Origin of the sequence: Thioalkalivibrio paradoxus ARh 1 (assembly GCF_000227685.2) — a bacterium.
GTDB lineage: Bacteria > Pseudomonadota > Gammaproteobacteria > Ectothiorhodospirales > Ectothiorhodospiraceae > Thioalkalivibrio > Thioalkalivibrio paradoxus.
Genome location: NZ_CP007029.1, coordinates 368,745 through 384,454, shown reverse-complemented (window position 1 = coordinate 384,454; position 15,710 = coordinate 368,745). Strand labels below are relative to the sequence as shown.

The following is a 15,710-nucleotide window of genomic DNA, read 5'->3' as shown; positions in this document are numbered from 1 at the left end:
GACGAACGAGCCCTTGAAGCTTCGCTCACGACGGGCGATGCTATAACATAACGTTTAGGTGGCGCCAGCCGTGAACGGAGGTGGAGCCTTGTCTGCTGGATTAAGGCTTTGGAATGCGGATGCGGATGCCCCGCATACCGCCATCGGCAGCTCGTTGGGTGCGCTGGTCCGGATCTTCGAGCCCGGCGTGCAGATCGCATGGTTCGATCGCACACCGGTCCCGACGATTACCGAATACCTCCAGGCCGCGGCGCGCGGGCTGGCTGCCGGCCGATCCTGCCCGGTGCGCCACGGGTAATGCTGTCGCTCTACGCGATCTGGGAAGACTGACGAGTCGCGTCTGCCTGGTTGGCTCGGTATTCCACGCACATTGTATTCAGCTTCCCAACCCCGGCCCCAAACCGGTGCAGGCGTTCACGGAGAAACGGGACTGCGGTGCGGCACGCTGGAGCTCCGGTAACCGACGGATTTCACGCCCGGGCGGCCGTTTGTTTCTCAAGAGAGGTGTTATCGAATGAATGACGACCATCGCCTGCCGGTGACCGTGCTCTCCGGTTTCCTCGGCGCCGGCAAGACCACGGTACTCAACCACATTCTGAACAATCGCGAGGGTCGCCGGGTCGCGGTGATCGTGAACGACATGAGCGAAGTCAATGCCGACGCGGCGCTGGTCCGCGAAGGCGGCCCGTTCCGATTTGCGGAGCACGCGCAATAGCGAGCCTCCCAACCCCGGTTCCGGGCCGGATGCACCCGGATCAGGCGAGCTCGGCGCGGACGCGTGTGGCGATTTCCTCGACCGAAAGATGCGTGACGTCGAGCCGCGGGATGCGCTCGCGGAACAGGAATTCGTCGATCGCGAGGCACTCGGCCCGGCACTGCGGCAGGCTCGCGTAGCGACTTCCAGGCCGCCGCCCTTCCCGGATGTCGGCCAGCCGCTCGGGGGAGATCACCAGCCCCAGCAGGCGATTGCGCAACCCGCGCAGCGACCCGGGAAGCCGGGTGTCCCCACGCAGATCCTCGGGAATCAGCGGATAATTGGCCGCAAACATCCCGTAGTTCATCGCCAGATAGAGGCAGGTCGGCGTCTTGCCGGATCGCGACACACCCATCAGGACCACCTCGGCGTGCCCAACGTCGCCGGTGGCCAGGCCATCGTCGTGCGCGAGGGTGAAGTTCAGCGCCTCGATGCGCCGATCGTAGCGCGCGATGTCGCCGATGCCATGCGCCCGACCGGACACCGACTCGGCCTTGCGCCCGAACACCTGCTCGAGCTGTTCGAGGTGATCCGAGAAGATGTCCAGTACCGGGATCGGGCACTGCCTGAGCTGCTGGCGCAGCTCGGCATCCGCAAACGTGGCCACAGCCAAGGCCGGCTGAGGCCCCGCGCGCATCCGTTCGAACAGCTCGTCGAGCTGTTGCGGTCCGCGCACGAACGGGCGCAGGTGCCAGCCGGGATGCAGGCCTTCAAACTGGGTGATCAGGGTCCTGGCCAATGTCTCCGCGGTAATCCCGGTCCCGTCGGAGAGCAGGTAGATCTGGGGTTGCACGGCGTCAACCACTCGCGACGACTTCGGCCAGCCGCTCCCAGGTTGGAATCAGCGAGTCCGGATTCAGCGACATGCTCTCAATGCCCTCCGCGACCAGCCACTCGGCCAGGTCCATGTGGTCCGACGGACCCTGGCCGCAGATGCCGACGTACTTGCCCTGCTCGCGTGCGGTACGGATGGCCATCGACAGCAGCGCCTTCACGGCGTCGTCCCGCTCGTCGAAGCCCCCGGCCACCAGTGCCGAGTCGCGGTCCAGACCCAACGTCAGCTGGGTGAGGTCGTTGGAACCGATGGAGAAACCGTCGAACAGATCGAGGAAGCGGTCGGCCAACAGGGCATTCGAGGGGATCTCGCACATCATGACCACCTTGAGCCCGTTTTCGCCGCGCTTGAGGCCTTCCTCTTCCAGCACCGACAGCACGCCGCGCGCCTCGTCCAGCGTGCGCACGAACGGCACCATCACCTGCACGTTGTCGAGCCCCATGTCCTCGCGCACGCGCTTGAGCGCGCGGCACTCCATCGAGAACGCGGGCCGGAACGAGTCGGCAAGGTACCGGGACGCGCCCCGGAATCCCAGCATGGGGTTCTCTTCGTCGGGTTCGTAGGCGCGACCGCCGAGCAGGTGCGCGTATTCGTTGCTCTTAAAATCCGACAGCCGGACGATCACCGGGTGCGGCGCGAAGGCGGCCGCGAGCGTGCCGATGCCTTCGCTGAGGCGGCGCACGAAGAAGTCTTCGGGATTTTCGAATCCGGCGATGCGTGTCGCGATCTCGGCCCGCACGTCCTCCGGCACCTTGGGATAGTCGAGCAGGGCCAGCGGATGGATGCCGATGTGGCTGTTGATGATGAATTCGAGCCGTGCCAGCCCGATACCGGCGTGGGGAAGGCGCGAGAACGCGTAGGCACGTCCCGGGTTCGCGACGTTCAGCATCAGCTTGACCGGCAGCGGCGGCAGATCGCCGGCGGAGGTGCGCTGCACCTCGAATGGGATCCGCTCCTGGTAGACGTAGCCGTCGTCGCCCTCGGCGCAGGACACGGTGGCCTCCATGCCATCGGTCAGCGCCTCGGTGGCGTTGCCGCAGCCGACGACCGCGGGAATGCCCATTTCGCGCGCGATGATTGCGGCGTGACAGGTGCGCCCCCCGCGGTTGGTCACGATCGCAGAGGCGCGCTTCATGATCGGCTCCCAATCCGGGTCGGTCATGTCTGCGACCAGAATGTCACCCGGTTCGACCGCGTGCATGGCGTCGGGGGATTCGACGACGCGAATGCGCCCGGCGCCGATCCGCGCGCCGATCGCGCGGCCCACCACCACCGGCTCGCTGTCGTGCGCTGCGAGGCGGTAGCTCTCACTGACACCGACGTCGACGCGACTTTCGACCGTCTCGGGCCGAGCCTGCACGATCATCAGTTCCCCGGTCTCGCCGTCCTCGGCCCATTCGATGTCCATCGGGCGCCCGTAGTGATCCTCGATCGCCACCGCGTACCGGCCGAGCGTCTGCGCCTGCTCGTCGCTCAGGCAGAAGCGGGTACGCAGTTCCTCCGGCGTGTCCTCGACGCGCGTGCCGCCGCTGTCGGTGAGCACCATGCGGATTGCCTTGCTGCCCAGCGTCCGGCCGATGATCGCATGCTTGCCCGAACGCAGTGCCGGCTTGTACAGCTGGTATTCATCGGGATTCACCGCACCCTGCACCACCGTCTCGCCGAGCCCCCAGGCACCGGTGATGAACACCGCGTCGCGGAAACCGGTCTCGGTATCCAGCGTGAACACCACGCCACTGCAGCCGATGTCGGAACGCACCATGCGCTGCACGCCGGCCGACAATGCCACCTCGTCGTGCGCGAAGCCCTGGTGCTCGCGGTAGGCGATCGCGCGGTCGTTGTAGAGACTCGCGAAGACCTGGCGCAGCGCGCGCAGCACCGCATCGATGCCGCGGACGTTCAGGTAGGTCTCCTGCTGACCGGCGAACGAGGCCTCGGGCAGGTCCTCCGCGGTTGCGGAGGATCGCACCGCGACCGGCACGTCCTCACCCAGACGCGCATAGTGTTCGCGGACCTGGGCCTCGAGTTCCGGCAGCAGCGGCGTCTGCTCGATCCAGTCGCGCACTTCCCGGCCCGCCGACTGCAGCGCCTGGATGTCGTCGATGTCCAGGCCGTCGAGACGGTCCCGAATGCGCTGATCCAGGCCGTTCTGCGCCAAGTGGGCCCGGAAGGCGTCCGCGGTCGTCGCGAAGCCTCCGGGCACCTGGACCCCCGCCTCGGCGAGGTTGCCCAAAAGCTCGCCCAGCGAGGCGTTCTTGCCGCCCACCTGGGCGACGTCACCCATGGTCAGTTCGGCGAGGTCGATTACCCAACTCATGTCCTGTCTCCTTGGAGGATGTTCAATTCGGAAGCGGTGCCAAGCGGCCGGGAGGCTGGTCGGCCTCGCCGGTCACGGACTCGGGGATTTGCACCAGCTGTTCTTCGGTCAACTGCACGTATGCCTTGTAGCGTGCGCTGATGCGATCGACGTAGGCGACCGGTTCACTGCCGCGCACGTAGCCATGACGGGCCTGCGAGAAGTAGCGCCGCTGCGACAGCAGCAGCATCGCATTCTCGACGTTGTCGAACCAGCGGTCCCGGTCCCAGCCCTTCTGTGCGGCCAGCCGGCGCGCGTCGATCACATGGCCGAGACCGGCATTGTAGGCAGCCAGCGCGAACCAGACACGATCGGCGACCGACAGATCACCGGACACGCGCTCGCGCATGTTGTGCAAATACTGGATTCCGCCGCGAACGTTGGCTTCAGGGTCGGTCAGATCCCGCACCCCCAGTTCAGCCGCGGTGCGCGGCATCAGCTGCATCAGGCCAGTCGCCCCATAGGGCGAACGGGCCTGCGCGTCGAAACGGCTTTCCTGGTACATCTGGGCAATGATCAACCGCCAGTCGAAATCGAATGGCGCCGCGTGTTCGCGTACCAGGTCGTCCCAGGGCGAGAGCTGCCCGACGCCGCGTACGCGCTCGTCCTGGTGGCGCCGGATATTCCGCTCATCCTGGAAATAGCGCCGGTAGAGGATGTTGTAGATCTTGCCGCGATACTCGACCCGGAAAAACTCGTTCAGCGCCTCGCGCAGCGCCTGATCGGTCAGGCGCACGGCCCAGGCATGCTCGATCGGTTCTCCAACGGGAAACTGCTTCAGGATGTCGTCACGCTGCGCCAGTTCCACCGCGAGCAGGTGTTCCTCGAGCACTGCATAGTCGAACTCGCCCGCCACCAGCCGCAGGATCACCTCTTCTGCATCGCCCACGATGGACAGCGGCACCAGCGTAACCCCGTGCTCCACGGCAAGCGGACTCAGTTCGGCCCAGAGCTGGCTGTCGGCGGCTGCAGCAACGGTACTGCCATGCAGCGCATCCCAGTCGTCGAGTTCACCGGCCCCGGCCCGGCTGACCAGGTAGGGCTGGGCGAAATGCCAGGGCCGGGTGTAGGAGACCGGGCGTGACTCGTCGAGGTCGCTGATCTCGAGGAAGCCCCCGGCGATGTCGGCACGCCCGGTCTCCAGCCATTCGAAGACCAGCTCCGGCCGGGGCGGCACCACGACCTCCAGACGCATGCCCTGCTGCTCCGCGAACCGCTTGGCCATCTCGTATTCGAAACCGACCAGTTCGCCCCGCCAGAGGAAGTACGAGGCCGCGGTATTCGGCAGAAGGATTCGCAACACCCGGCGTTCCTTCAGTTCGGGCAGATCCCCAAGGTACTGCGCCTCGCGCGGGCGCGTCAGCTGCTCGGTGGTCAGAAAGCGGTTCAGCGCGGCCAGCAGGTCGGGCGTGCCTCGGCGCACGGCCCAGGCAATCGCCTGCCGCTCGCCCAGCGCGAACGCCTGGCGCAGGTCGCTGCGGTACCCGAGATACATCTCCGCGATATTGCTGTCTCGAACCGTCGCGTCGATGTCTCCGGCCGCAATCATGTCGAGCGGCGCTTCGTCGTCGAGGTGATCCGGGGTGGGGAGCAGGTGCAGATCGGGATACTCCTCGCGCAGCGCGGACAACGTTTCCCAGAACGAGGTCGCAGGATCGGCCATGATGCGGCGCCCCTGCAGATCCTCGATCGATTCAATGCTGTCGTCGGCGGCGGACACCAGCACGGTCTCGTATACGTGATCGATCGGCAGCGAGAAATCGACCCGCTCCTGGCGGCTTGCGGTCACGGTCAGATTCGCCGCGACCAGATCGGCGCGGCCCTGCTCGAGCAGCGGCAGCATCTCGCCGAGACGGAATACCGGAACCAGTTCCAGATCCAGCCCGAGGGATGCGGCAAACGATTCGGCCAGCTCTCTCTGCTGCGCCATCGGCGACCCCTGGCGGGGCAACGACGGCTCTCCGAGCGCGGTTCCGGGAACGACCACCCGAAGGCTGCCGCGTTCGAGCAAAGCATCGAGATCGCCGGTCTCGATGTCGTCGACAGCAGGGGCACCACAGCCGACGAGCGGAAGCACGAGCAGCGCGAATGAAATCAGCCAGCGTATCAGCATCGCATCCAGAGGCACGCAGAAAAGGGAAACAGTTCCCCCTTATAGTCGATCTCACGGCCAATGCGACGGCGGAACGCGCAATCACGGGCCCGAACCCGGACCAGACGGGAGAAACGGCGAGCGGCTCCGCCAACGTACCGGAGCCAAGGGAGGCCGCTCGAATCCTCGCGCCAGCGCGGCAAATATGGACGCACGCTGGGCAGGCGCAGGCAGCGCCCCGGCAAGCGATGGTGGCGATTCCCCCGCCGCTCACACGGATCCGACGGTGCTGGATCCGGGTTGACCTCGACGCGGGGAGATGCGAAGGACAGCCGGCACCGTGTGCCGCTGTCCGCGGACGGCATCAGAAGAACAGCAACACGCCCAGCGAGGTCATGATCGGCACACCCGCCACCACCGCCAGGGTGACTACGCATACGGTGCAGTCTTTCAACCGCTCAGACCGGAACTTCTTCAAGGCTCTCTCCAATCCAGCCAGACGCCAGCTTATGGGTTACAAGCGCGTGTCACCGAGGGTACCGCACACGCATCCCGATGTCGAACATGGGCATGGCACCGGATCCCAGTGCAGATACAACGGCCCGCGCACCCCACCGGCACCGAGTCTACCGGCGCTGCGTCTGCGAAAGATGATCCAGATCAACGCCTGGGCCGATCCCGCCCAGCGATCCTGCTGCCCCCGGAAAATGCACGGCGGAATCGATGTTTCCAGTATATTTGCAGCGTTTCCGAAACAATCGGGGTAGATCGAGATGGCATCGACGCAGCCGCTGGAGGCATTGGATACCGCGGAGCGCGTCTGCGCGCAGCGCGGTGTACGCCTGACCTCGCTGCGCAGGCGGGTACTCGAACAGATCCTGAAGACCGGCGGGGTGATCAAGGCGTACGACCTGATTCACGCGCTGAGCTCCGCCGACCGCAGCATCAAGCCCCCGACGGTTTATCGGAGCCTCGCGTTTCTCCTCGAGCAGGGTCTCATCCACCGGATCGAGAGCCTGAACGGTTTCGTCGCCTGCGACCACCCGGGCGAGGCCCACGAAACGCTGCTGATGATCTGCGATGACTGCGGCCGCATCCACGAGATGGAACCCGAAAACCTGCGCGAGACACTGGAACACGCGGCACAAGACCAGGGGTTCGCAATCACCGGAAAGGTCGTGGAACTGCACGGAGTCTGCCGCGACTGCCAACGCCGCCCGGCGGCGGGCGATGCCCGGTAACAGCGCAGCGCGACGATCCGGCGCCGGCCCGGTACTGACCTCGCTGCCGCCGGTGCTGCGGGCCAACACGCGGCTGCTGATCCTCGGCAGTTTCCCAAGTGTCGCATCGTTGCAGGCCGGCCAGTACTACGCCCACCCACGCAACCAGTTCTGGCGGATCCTCGGCGATCTGCTCGGGTCGCCGCTGCACGAGCGGGACTACTCCGAGCGGATCGGCTGCCTGCTCGAACATCGCATCGGCCTCTGGGACGTCTACGCGAGCTGCGTGCGCCCGGGCAGCCTGGACTCGTCGATACGCGACGCGGTACCCAACGACCTGGGCACGCTGCTACGACAGGCGCCCGAGCTGCGCATGGTCGTCCATAACGGTGCCGAGAGCGCGCGCCGGATGCGGGAGGTACAGGCACTGGGAATCCGGGCGCGGCGCCTGCCTTCCACCAGCCCCGCCAATGCGCGGCTCGGGTACCACAGCAAATGCTCGCTGTGGCGCGAAGCGTTGGACGCGGCCGGCGTGCTGCCGCGGGAATCCTGACCCACCAGGCCGTGCCGCGGGCTCAGGGCCGGACGTATACCCGCAGACCGGCCAGCAGGGTACGCCCAGGCGCAGGTTCGAAATACCGCCCGAAGCCTGCATTGATTCGGACATTGTCGATATTGCGCGCATCGAACACGTTGTTCACTGCCAGGACGCCCTCCGCGCGCAACGCCCCGCGGTCCCAGTGCCTGCCAGCGCGAAGATTCACCGTCGTCTGCGATCCGACCGGAACGCGGTTCGCGTCGTCGGCATAGCGGCGTCCGGTATACAGCGCGTCGGCGGCGAAAAAGGCCGGTCCCTTATCCCAAGCGGCCTCGAGGAACCCCTGCTGCCGGGGCAGCCCGGGCAGCCGATGGCCGCTCTGGTCCACACCGGCCGCGTCGGTGAACTCGCGGTAGCGGAAGTCGTTCAGCGCCAACGCCGAACGCAATCTCCATGGGCCCGGCGACTGCCACTGCAGCCCGACTTCGAGCCCGTCGCGCGCGGTCCGCCCCGCGTTGCGGTAATAGGTACGCCCGTCGTCCGTTTCCAGCTCGAACGGCACCAGTTCGTCGCGCACCCGCGCACTGTACAGCGTGAGATCGTACGAGAGCTGCCCAACGTCGCCGCGCAGGCCCAGTTCCATGTTGCGCGCCTGCTGGGGATCCAGATCAGGGTTGAATCCCCCGGTTCCGGCCGGGTTCGCGAACTCTGTGAAAGTGGGCGTCTCGAACGCGGAGGCAGCGTTCACGAACGCCCGGTGTCCCGGACGCCAATGCCAGACCAGCCCGGTGCTGAGGCTGGTTTCGTCGAAGACACGGCTGCCCGAGAGATCCTCGCCACCGGCACGCAAGTGATCGTCGATGCCGAACCGGATCCGGTCGTGCCGCGCTCCCAGTGCCAGATTCCAGTCCGAACCAAGCAGCGTGTCGGTTTGCACGAACCACCCGCGGGACCGGGCCCGTTCTCGTTGGTCCAGCGCGAGTGGCCCGGTTTCGGTCTGACCGGGCGGCGCACAGGACGGCTCGAGCGCGGCATTGATGCAGTGACGGGTGCGGTCGTCACGCTGACCCTCGAGATCGAAACCCAGCAGCGCGCGCGTGGCACCGAAATCCCGCTCGTAGCCGATATGAACCCCCTCGAACCGACGTTCGTAGGCAACCTGGCTGCTGCCGAAGAACGGCAATTGCTGGGCATAGTCCCGGCGCGTGACGAAGGCACCGAGCCGCAGCTCGCCCACCCCCGCCCGCTGCCGCCACTGGGCACCCAGCGTGGCCTGCTCGGCGGACTGACGGCTGTCGAGCGTTCGTGCGAGCGGCGCCGCGGCGCGGCGGTCGGCGTCGAGCTCCGGTCGGGTCAGCGCACCCGGATCTTCGGTCAGCGGGGCGTCAAGCACGCGCAGGTGCAGCCGCAGATCGCCCGCATCCAGCGCATGCTGTGCATGCAGCCGCAACAGGCGCTTCTCTGCACGGGCCTGCTCACGGTAGCCGGGATAGCGCAGGTCATGCCCGGTCAGCGACCAGGAACCGCCTTGCGCCGCACCCTCGCTGACGCCATCGATGCGCCGGAACCCATGGCTGCCTGCCATCAGGCCTGCGCCATGCCCGCGCGGGTCGCTGCCATCGAGCGTTCCGATCGCAATCACGCCGCCGGCGGCATTGCCGTACAGTGCCGCGTTCGGACCCCGGACTACCTCGATCGAATCGATGTTCAGCAGATCGATCGCATCCACCTGCGACTGGCCGTCCGGGGTGGTCTCGGGGATTCCGTCCTGCAGCAGCCGCAGGCCGCGGATTCCGAAGGGCGCGCGGGCCCCGAATCCGCGTATGGACAAGCGCAGGTCCTGCGCAAAATTGTACCGGTTCTGCGCGAACACGCCGGGGACACGGTTCAGCGCCTCGTCGAGCTGCAATCCCTGGCGTGCCCGGGTCGCGTCCTCCCGATCGATCCGGTCCACCGCGGCCGGGAGATCGCTGAGCGGCATCTCCCATCGCGGCGCGGTCACGGTGACGGTGATCGGGTCGAGGGTGTCCGGTTCTTCGGCCCCGGCCGTGGCGCCGGGATGAAGGATTACCGCAGCAATCGCGACCGAGCCGGCACCGGTGACCGCGAGCCGGCTGCAACCGCGCGGTTTCCAGGATCGCGTAGCCATTGGATCACCAGAAATACGGCATCATCCGCCCCATGCGCCCCATGGTGGAATCGATCGAGGTCGTCATGATGTCGATGTTGGTGTTGAGTCGCCGCATCTCTTCGGCCATCAGCGGCACCCCGGTCATCTTCTGGTCCATCGTGCCCATCGTTGCTGCGATGCGCCCCATGTCGGCCCGCATCTGCCGGACGTCGTCGCCCATTTGCGGCATCACTTCCAGCGCGAGCCGCGTGTCATGCAGCACTTCCCGGATTTCATACAGGATCACCGCCAGCAGGTGCCCGGAATCGAACGCATGGTCCTCGACGCCGGCAAGCTGCTCGCGCAGCGCTAGGATCCGCGAGTGCAGGTCGGGCGCGGCCGGCTGCGCTGGCGCGTCGAGCGGTTCCGAGCGCAGCGGGGGCGCGATTGCCTCCGGCGCCGGAGGCGGAGCCGCGTAAGGCCAGCCGAGCTGGGCCTGGGCCGACCCGGCACTGAACAGCTGCACCATGGCATAGGATCCCAGCGCCAGAGTGGTCACGAACAGCAGCGCAGTCCAGCGGAACAGCCGCTCGAGCCGCTGCAGCCTCCGTTCGCCGGCAACCGCGATGCGGGCCAGTTCGTCGATGGCCGGCTGGCGGTCAACGGAATCGGCATGGGCGGGATTCGTCATCATGGATTCTCCGGATGCGGCTCGGTCTCAAACAATGCAGGCGCCGTCGCCGCGATCCAGTCTAGCGATCAGCCACGCCGTGTCGCCATCGCTCTGCACGACCCGGGCGCGGCAGTCATCTGCCTCGCGACGCGCCACGGCGACCCCTGCTCCGGTTCAGCCGCACTTGCTCTCGCCGCAATTGAGGCAAGTCATGCAGTTGTCGATCGAGACCACGGCGCGCGTGTTGCACTTGCTGCAAAGCTGCGCACCGGGTGGAAACGGATCGCCAGGGTCGGTCTCGGTCTGCGCCAGGTTGCGACTGGCCTCGAACTGGGCGCGTTTCTCGTCCAGGTGCCGGCGCTGGTGTTCATCGAGACCATCGTCCTGGATCAGGCCGATCATGCGCAGGTGGCCCTCGATGGCGTCGCCGATCTCGGCCACCAGCGACGGCATGTATTTCCCCCCCTTCTTGAAATAGCCGCCGCGCGGATCGAAGACCGAACGCAGCTCCTCGACCAGGAAGGTCACATCGCCACCTTTTCGGAACACCGCCGAGATGATGCGCGTCAGCGCGACGATCCACTGGAAGTGGTCCATGTTCTTCGAGTTGATGAAAATCTCGAACGGCCGGCGCAGTTCGTGCTCGGTACCCGGGTTCAGCACGATATCGTTGATGGTCACGTACAGCGCGTGCTCGGACAGTGGCGTCTTGATCTTGTAGGTGGAGCCCATCAGCATCTCGGGCCGCTCGAGCTTCTCGTGCATCTGCACGACCTTGCTCGCCGGCTCCGGGGCCACCGCAGGAGCCGCCCCCGACTGCGCCGCCTGCGGCTCCTCGCGCGCCACTTCGTAACCCACGATCTTTCTGTCGATCCGGATCGCCATCGTCTCGCTCCGCGTCAGAACTTGCCGTAATACCCTTCCTTCAGCGCATCGTAGAGGTTCGCTGCGGTATGAACCTCGCCATCGTACTCGATCTCCTCGTTGCCCTTGGCCTCGACGAAAGTCCCGTCGTCGAGCATGAATCGGTACGCCGTCGTCGCGAGATCCTTCTCCTTCACCAGCACCCCCTGGAACGCCTCGGGGTTGAAGCGGAAGGTCGTGCACCCCTTCAGGCCCTGCTGCCAGGCATAGAGGTAGATATCCTTGAACGCCTCGAACGGGAAGTCGGTCGGCACGTTGGCCGTCTTGGAGATCGACGAGTCGACCCATCGCTGCGCCGCGGCCTGCACGTCCACGTGTTGCTTCGGCGCGATGTCGTCGGCGGTCACGAAGTAGTCCGGCAGGCATTCGTCCTCGGACTCGGAACCCGGCATGGCACGCGGGTTCACCCGCTCGCGGTAGGCCAGCAGTTCGAACGACACCACATCCATCCTCTCCTTGGATTTCTTTCCGGAGCGGATCACGTTGCGCGTATAGTGGTGCGCGAAACTCGGCTCGATGCCATTGCTTGCGTTGTTCGCGAGCGACAGCGAGATCGTGCCGGTCGGGGCAATCGAACTGTGGTGGGTGAAGCGGCAGCCGCGTTGCGCCAGTTGCTCGACCAGTTCCGGGTCGACCTCGGCGATTCGCTGCATGTAGCGGCTGTAGCGCGCATGCAGCACCCGCCCCGGCAGCCGATCGCCCGCGTTCACCCCGTCCCGCAGCATCTCCGGCCGCTGGCGCAGCATCTTTTCGGTAACCGTGAACACCTCGTCCATGATCGGCGCCGGACCCTTCTCGCGCGCGAGTTCGAGCCCCGCACGCCAGCCGGCGAGCGCCATCTCCCGCGTCACTTCCTCGGTGAAGCGCAGCGACTCATCGGACCCGTATTTCATGCGCAGCATCGTCAGCGCCGAACCAAGTCCGAGGTAGCCCATGCCGTGGCGGCGCTTGCGCAGAATCTCGTCGCGCTGCCGCGGCAGCGGCAGACCATTGATCTCGACGACGTTGTCGAGCATCCGCGTGAACACCGCCGCCGTCTCGCGGAAGGTCTCCCAGTCGAACCGCGCCTGCTCGCTGAACGGCTCTTCCACGAAACGCGTCAGGTTGATCGATCCGAGCAGGCAGGCGCCATAAGGCGGTAGCGGCTGTTCGCCGCACTGCCCGGTCACCAGCCCGTTGAAGATTACGGCATTGCCATCGGGCTGCGTCGTGTCGAACACCGCCTCGCGTCCCGCAGGGTCGATGGCTTTCACCTTCGTGGCGAAACGCTGCAGCTTTCGGAATACCCTGCCGGCCGCCCAGGCGCCGTGCGGCTCGCCCTTGTTGTCGAGCAGGAATCCGATCTCGTCCATGAACACAGCACCGGACTCCCCATCGATGCTCAGCTCATGGTCGGCGCGGCTGGCGGCCGTGCGCCGCAGCCGGACCCTGGAAAACACGCCGAAGTTCGCCAGCAGCATCTGCACGTCACGGAGCAGACCTGAATGGTTCGAGGCCAGCCTGATGGAGCAGCGCTGGCTGTCATCCGAACCGTGGGCGCTGCCGTTGGCCTGGAACAGGGCACGCAGGTAGCCCTTCACGCAGGCCTCCGTGCCGCGCCAGATGACTTCCGGCACCCGCAGCCTGCCCTCGCGGGTAAATCCGTGATGCTCCAGCACGCGCGCAAGCCACACCGAGCGGAAAAACAGGAGATTGCGTTCCGGAACGGCGACGGGAGCCCGGTACCGCTGGGACGCAGTCGCGACGCCCGCGATCAGGGCCTGGATTCCCTCGGCGATCTCTTCTGCCAGAGCATGCTCCCCGTGCCGAAGGTGGACTTGGGGGGCCTCCTGGCCGTTGCCACGATTCGCGCAACGGCCGTCCCCGGCGATCAGGCCAAGCAGCACACCCAGCTTTTCGCTGCCCTCGCGGCCGAACTGTCCCTTCCCTGACTGCACGAGGATCTCGTCGCCGGGACGGAGATCGCGCAGCTTGATCTTGCCCCGTTGGGTATAGAAATCGTGCCACTCGGTCGCCTTGATCTCGTAGCCGTCCTCGGTCACGACGCGGAAGACGTCGGCCTCGCGCGCGGTCATGAAGGCCGGCGTGGCCGGACGCGAGGCCGTGCCGCGCGCGCCGAGCCCCAGGGAACGCCGGTCGACGGTCGCCTCGATCGGGAGACCGCGTGCGTACAGATCGCCGATCGGAATCATCCCGTGCTGCGTATGCAGCCGCGTATCCGCCGTCACGCAGGGGTTGGTCGCGCGGATCTCCTCGCACCACCAGTTGTTGTTCATCTCGTTGACCTTGTCGATCAGGATGAACCCCGGCTCGGCGAAGTCGTAGGTGGACGCCATGATCACGTCCCACAGCCGGCGCGCCGGAATCCTGCGGTAGATGCGGCAGGCGACCTGCCCGGCTGCATTGGTGATGTACCCCTCGGTGACCGGCCAGTCCCGCCACAGCACCTGTTCCGGATCGTCGAGGTCGACAACCCCCTGCGCCGCCTCGACATCGGTCAGCGGGAAGGCAAGCGGCCAGCGGGCGTCGTTCTGCACCGCCGCCATGAAATCGGCGGTGATCAGCAACGACAGGTTGAACTGGCGCAATGCCCCCGGCGCGCGCTTGGCACGGATGAAGTCGAGCACGTCCGGATGCCCGATATCGAAGGTCGCCATCTGCGCCCCGCGGCGGCCACCCGCCGAGGAGATCGTGAAACACATCTTGTCGTAGATATCCATGAACGACAGCGGCCCGGAAGTATAGGCGCCGGCCCCGGACACGTAGGCACCGCGTGGCCGCAACGTGCTGAATTCATAGCCAATCCCGCACCCGGCCTTCAACGTCATCCCGGCCTCGTGCAGCTTCTGCAGGATGGCGTCCATCGAGTCGTCGATGCTGCCGGAAACCGTGCAGTTGATGGTCGATGTCGCCGGCTTGTGCTCCTGCGCACCGGCATTGGCGATGATCCGCCCGGCGGGGATCGCGCCCTGACGCAGCGCCCAGAGGAATCGCTCGTACCAGTGTTCGCGCAATTGCGGGGTGGCCTCGAGGTCGGCCAGCGCCCGCGCGACGCGTTTCCAGGTCCCGTCGATATCGCGGTCCAAAAGGGTGCCGTCCTGGGCCTTCAGCCGGTATTTCTGATCCCAGATCTCGATGGACGCGGGCTGCATCGGAACCTCCGGGGCCAAGGACGAAGCGGTCTGCAACGGGCTGCTGCCTTGCATGCGAGCTGCACTCCTCCAGGTTCCACAATCAGTGGGGGGAAGCGAAAAGAGAAAGCACTACATATTGTAGGGCCGTGCATTCAAGACTAGACCGCCGACTCGCCACGGTCAATGCGGCCCTGCCCCGTGCAAGTCCGCGGCCACCGGGACACCGCCTGGGCGGCCGCCGAAACCCGCGCGCGCCTTTGCCGCCCGCGTCGGGTTCCGGAACCGTGTTGCCTACAGGCTCATTTCGAGCTCGATCTGCACGGCCTCGGCGCCGGCCCGGGCGCAGGCCTCGTCCTGCAGGCCCGTGCTCGCTCCACTGACGCCGATCGCACCGTAATAGACGCCCCCAGCCTCGATCGGCACGCCACCGGCTCCCAGAAACAGCCCGGGAACATGTGCCAGCGGGCTGTCGGGGCCATCCTCTTCGAGGACTGAAGTGGCAACGCTCATTTCGTTGGCGGTATAGGCTTTCATGCGGCTGACGGCCAGGGTCAGGTGGGGTGCAACGACATCACGCAGCACGACCTGTTCGGTCCCCCGTCGGTCGACCACGGTCACGCCGACCTGGATTCCCTCGGCACGGCAGGCCGCCATCGCCGCGCGCGCGGCGGTCAGCGCCGTCTCCATGTGCATCTGGCGCACGTTGATCGCCAGCGGGAACTCTTCCTCGGCGGTCACCGGGGCCATCGGGAACACGAGCGTGACGGCTCCCAACAATACGAAACCACGCAGAATCTGCATATTGCCTCCTATCCGGGTAGATGCGGGTCTTGATCGGAGGCGCCACGACTCCGACGCCCCCTGAACAATCAGGACGCAGGGATGCGGCAGTTCCTTCCGCTGGATGCGCCGACGGCCCGGACCGGCCCAGAACCAACGTTTCGCTCGAGTCCGTCCGGGACCGCATCGGTGCCGGTCAGCGCTCGGGCGCCGCAAACGCCTGCCGCGGTGAACAGGCCGATCCCGAAACCGAACGACCGGGCCACCGGATCCCGAGCCGGGGCCTCGATGCCG

General features: G+C 66.4%; 11 protein-coding genes and 1 pseudogene. 4 read left to right on the top strand and 8 right to left on the bottom strand.

Features of this window, described 5'->3' with window-relative positions; all coding sequences use genetic code 11:
- Nucleotides 1-88 precede the first annotated feature (88 nt).
- Both THITH_RS18405 and THITH_RS01765 read left to right on the top strand, forming a co-directional pair.
- The gene (locus THITH_RS18405; RefSeq protein WP_006746230.1) at nucleotides 89-298 is read left to right on the top strand and encodes a hypothetical protein; all 210 of its coding nucleotides are present in this window, start codon (nucleotides 89-91) and stop codon (nucleotides 296-298) included.
- Nucleotides 299-514: 216 nt separating this feature from the next.
- Nucleotides 515-682, top strand: a pseudogene (locus THITH_RS01765) (GTP-binding protein); the annotation flags it as partial.
- A 73-nt stretch (nucleotides 683-755) separates the two neighbouring features.
- Here THITH_RS01765 and THITH_RS01760 read toward each other — a convergent pair.
- From THITH_RS01760 to THITH_RS01750, 3 genes are read right to left on the bottom strand one after another with little or no spacing between them, the layout of a single operon-like run.
- Nucleotides 756-1,559: a pyruvate, water dikinase regulatory protein gene (locus THITH_RS01760; RefSeq protein WP_025367190.1), complete on the bottom strand. Its 804-nt coding sequence runs from the start codon at nucleotides 1,557-1,559 to the stop codon at nucleotides 756-758.
- On the bottom strand, nucleotides 1,552-3,906 hold the full coding sequence (gene ppsA, locus THITH_RS01755) for a phosphoenolpyruvate synthase (RefSeq protein ID WP_006746233.1): 2,355 nt from the start codon (nucleotides 3,904-3,906) through the stop codon (nucleotides 1,552-1,554). The genes THITH_RS01760 and ppsA overlap by 8 nt, the downstream gene beginning before the upstream one ends.
- A 22-nt stretch (nucleotides 3,907-3,928) precedes the next feature.
- A complete protein-coding gene (locus THITH_RS01750; protein ID WP_006746234.1) occupies nucleotides 3,929-6,058 on the bottom strand; it encodes an MltF family protein in 2,130 nt (709 codons plus the stop codon).
- Nucleotides 6,059-6,810: 752 nt separating this feature from the next.
- On the opposite strand from THITH_RS01750, the gene THITH_RS01745 reads away from it, so the two are divergent.
- A complete protein-coding gene (locus THITH_RS01745) occupies nucleotides 6,811-7,278 on the top strand; it encodes a transcriptional repressor (RefSeq protein ID WP_006746235.1) in 468 nt (155 codons plus the stop codon).
- Nucleotides 7,268-7,810, top strand: coding sequence for a DNA-deoxyinosine glycosylase (locus THITH_RS01740; RefSeq protein ID WP_006746236.1), 543 nt, complete (start codon nucleotides 7,268-7,270; stop codon nucleotides 7,808-7,810). Before THITH_RS01745 ends, THITH_RS01740 begins: the two co-directional genes overlap by 11 nt.
- 22 nt (nucleotides 7,811-7,832) lie before the next feature.
- Here the strand turns inward: THITH_RS01740 and THITH_RS01735 are convergent, their stop codons facing one another.
- From THITH_RS01735 to THITH_RS01715, 5 genes are all read right to left on the bottom strand, one after another.
- A complete protein-coding gene (locus tag THITH_RS01735) occupies nucleotides 7,833-9,944 on the bottom strand; it encodes a TonB-dependent receptor family protein (protein ID WP_006746237.1) in 2,112 nt (703 codons plus the stop codon).
- A 4-nt stretch (nucleotides 9,945-9,948) separates the two neighbouring features.
- The gene (locus THITH_RS01730) at nucleotides 9,949-10,599 is read right to left on the bottom strand and encodes a hypothetical protein (RefSeq protein WP_006746238.1); all 651 of its coding nucleotides are present in this window, start codon (nucleotides 10,597-10,599) and stop codon (nucleotides 9,949-9,951) included.
- 153 nt (nucleotides 10,600-10,752) lie between these two features.
- Nucleotides 10,753-11,463, bottom strand: coding sequence for a TSCPD domain-containing protein (locus tag THITH_RS01725; RefSeq protein WP_006746239.1), 711 nt, complete (start codon nucleotides 11,461-11,463; stop codon nucleotides 10,753-10,755).
- A 14-nt stretch (nucleotides 11,464-11,477) separates the two neighbouring features.
- Nucleotides 11,478-14,654, bottom strand: coding sequence for an LAGLIDADG family homing endonuclease (locus tag THITH_RS01720; protein WP_156925476.1), 3,177 nt, complete (start codon nucleotides 14,652-14,654; stop codon nucleotides 11,478-11,480).
- Nucleotides 14,655-14,927: 273 nt separating this feature from the next.
- On the bottom strand, nucleotides 14,928-15,437 hold the full coding sequence (locus THITH_RS01715; RefSeq protein ID WP_006746241.1) for a GlcG/HbpS family heme-binding protein: 510 nt from the start codon (nucleotides 15,435-15,437) through the stop codon (nucleotides 14,928-14,930).
- Nucleotides 15,438-15,710: the final 273 nt, after the last annotated feature.

Coding starts and splice junctions, on each gene's coding strand:
- ppsA (WP_006746233.1), bottom strand. CDS start 3,906: ATGAGTTGGGTAATCGACCTCGCCGAACTGACCATGGGTGACGTCGCC.
- THITH_RS01750 (WP_006746234.1), bottom strand. CDS start 6,058: ATGCTGATACGCTGGCTGATTTCATTCGCGCTGCTCGTGCTTCCGCTC.
- THITH_RS01745 (WP_006746235.1), top strand. CDS start 6,811: ATGGCATCGACGCAGCCGCTGGAGGCATTGGATACCGCGGAGCGCGTC.
- THITH_RS01740 (WP_006746236.1), top strand. CDS start 7,268: ATGCCCGGTAACAGCGCAGCGCGACGATCCGGCGCCGGCCCGGTACTG.
- THITH_RS01735 (WP_006746237.1), bottom strand. CDS start 9,944: ATGGCTACGCGATCCTGGAAACCGCGCGGTTGCAGCCGGCTCGCGGTC.
- THITH_RS01730 (WP_006746238.1), bottom strand. CDS start 10,599: ATGATGACGAATCCCGCCCATGCCGATTCCGTTGACCGCCAGCCGGCC.
- THITH_RS01725 (WP_006746239.1), bottom strand. CDS start 11,463: ATGGCGATCCGGATCGACAGAAAGATCGTGGGTTACGAAGTGGCGCGC.
- THITH_RS01720 (WP_156925476.1), bottom strand. CDS start 14,654: ATGCAGCCCGCGTCCATCGAGATCTGGGATCAGAAATACCGGCTGAAG.
- THITH_RS01715 (WP_006746241.1), bottom strand. CDS start 15,437: ATGCAGATTCTGCGTGGTTTCGTATTGTTGGGAGCCGTCACGCTCGTG.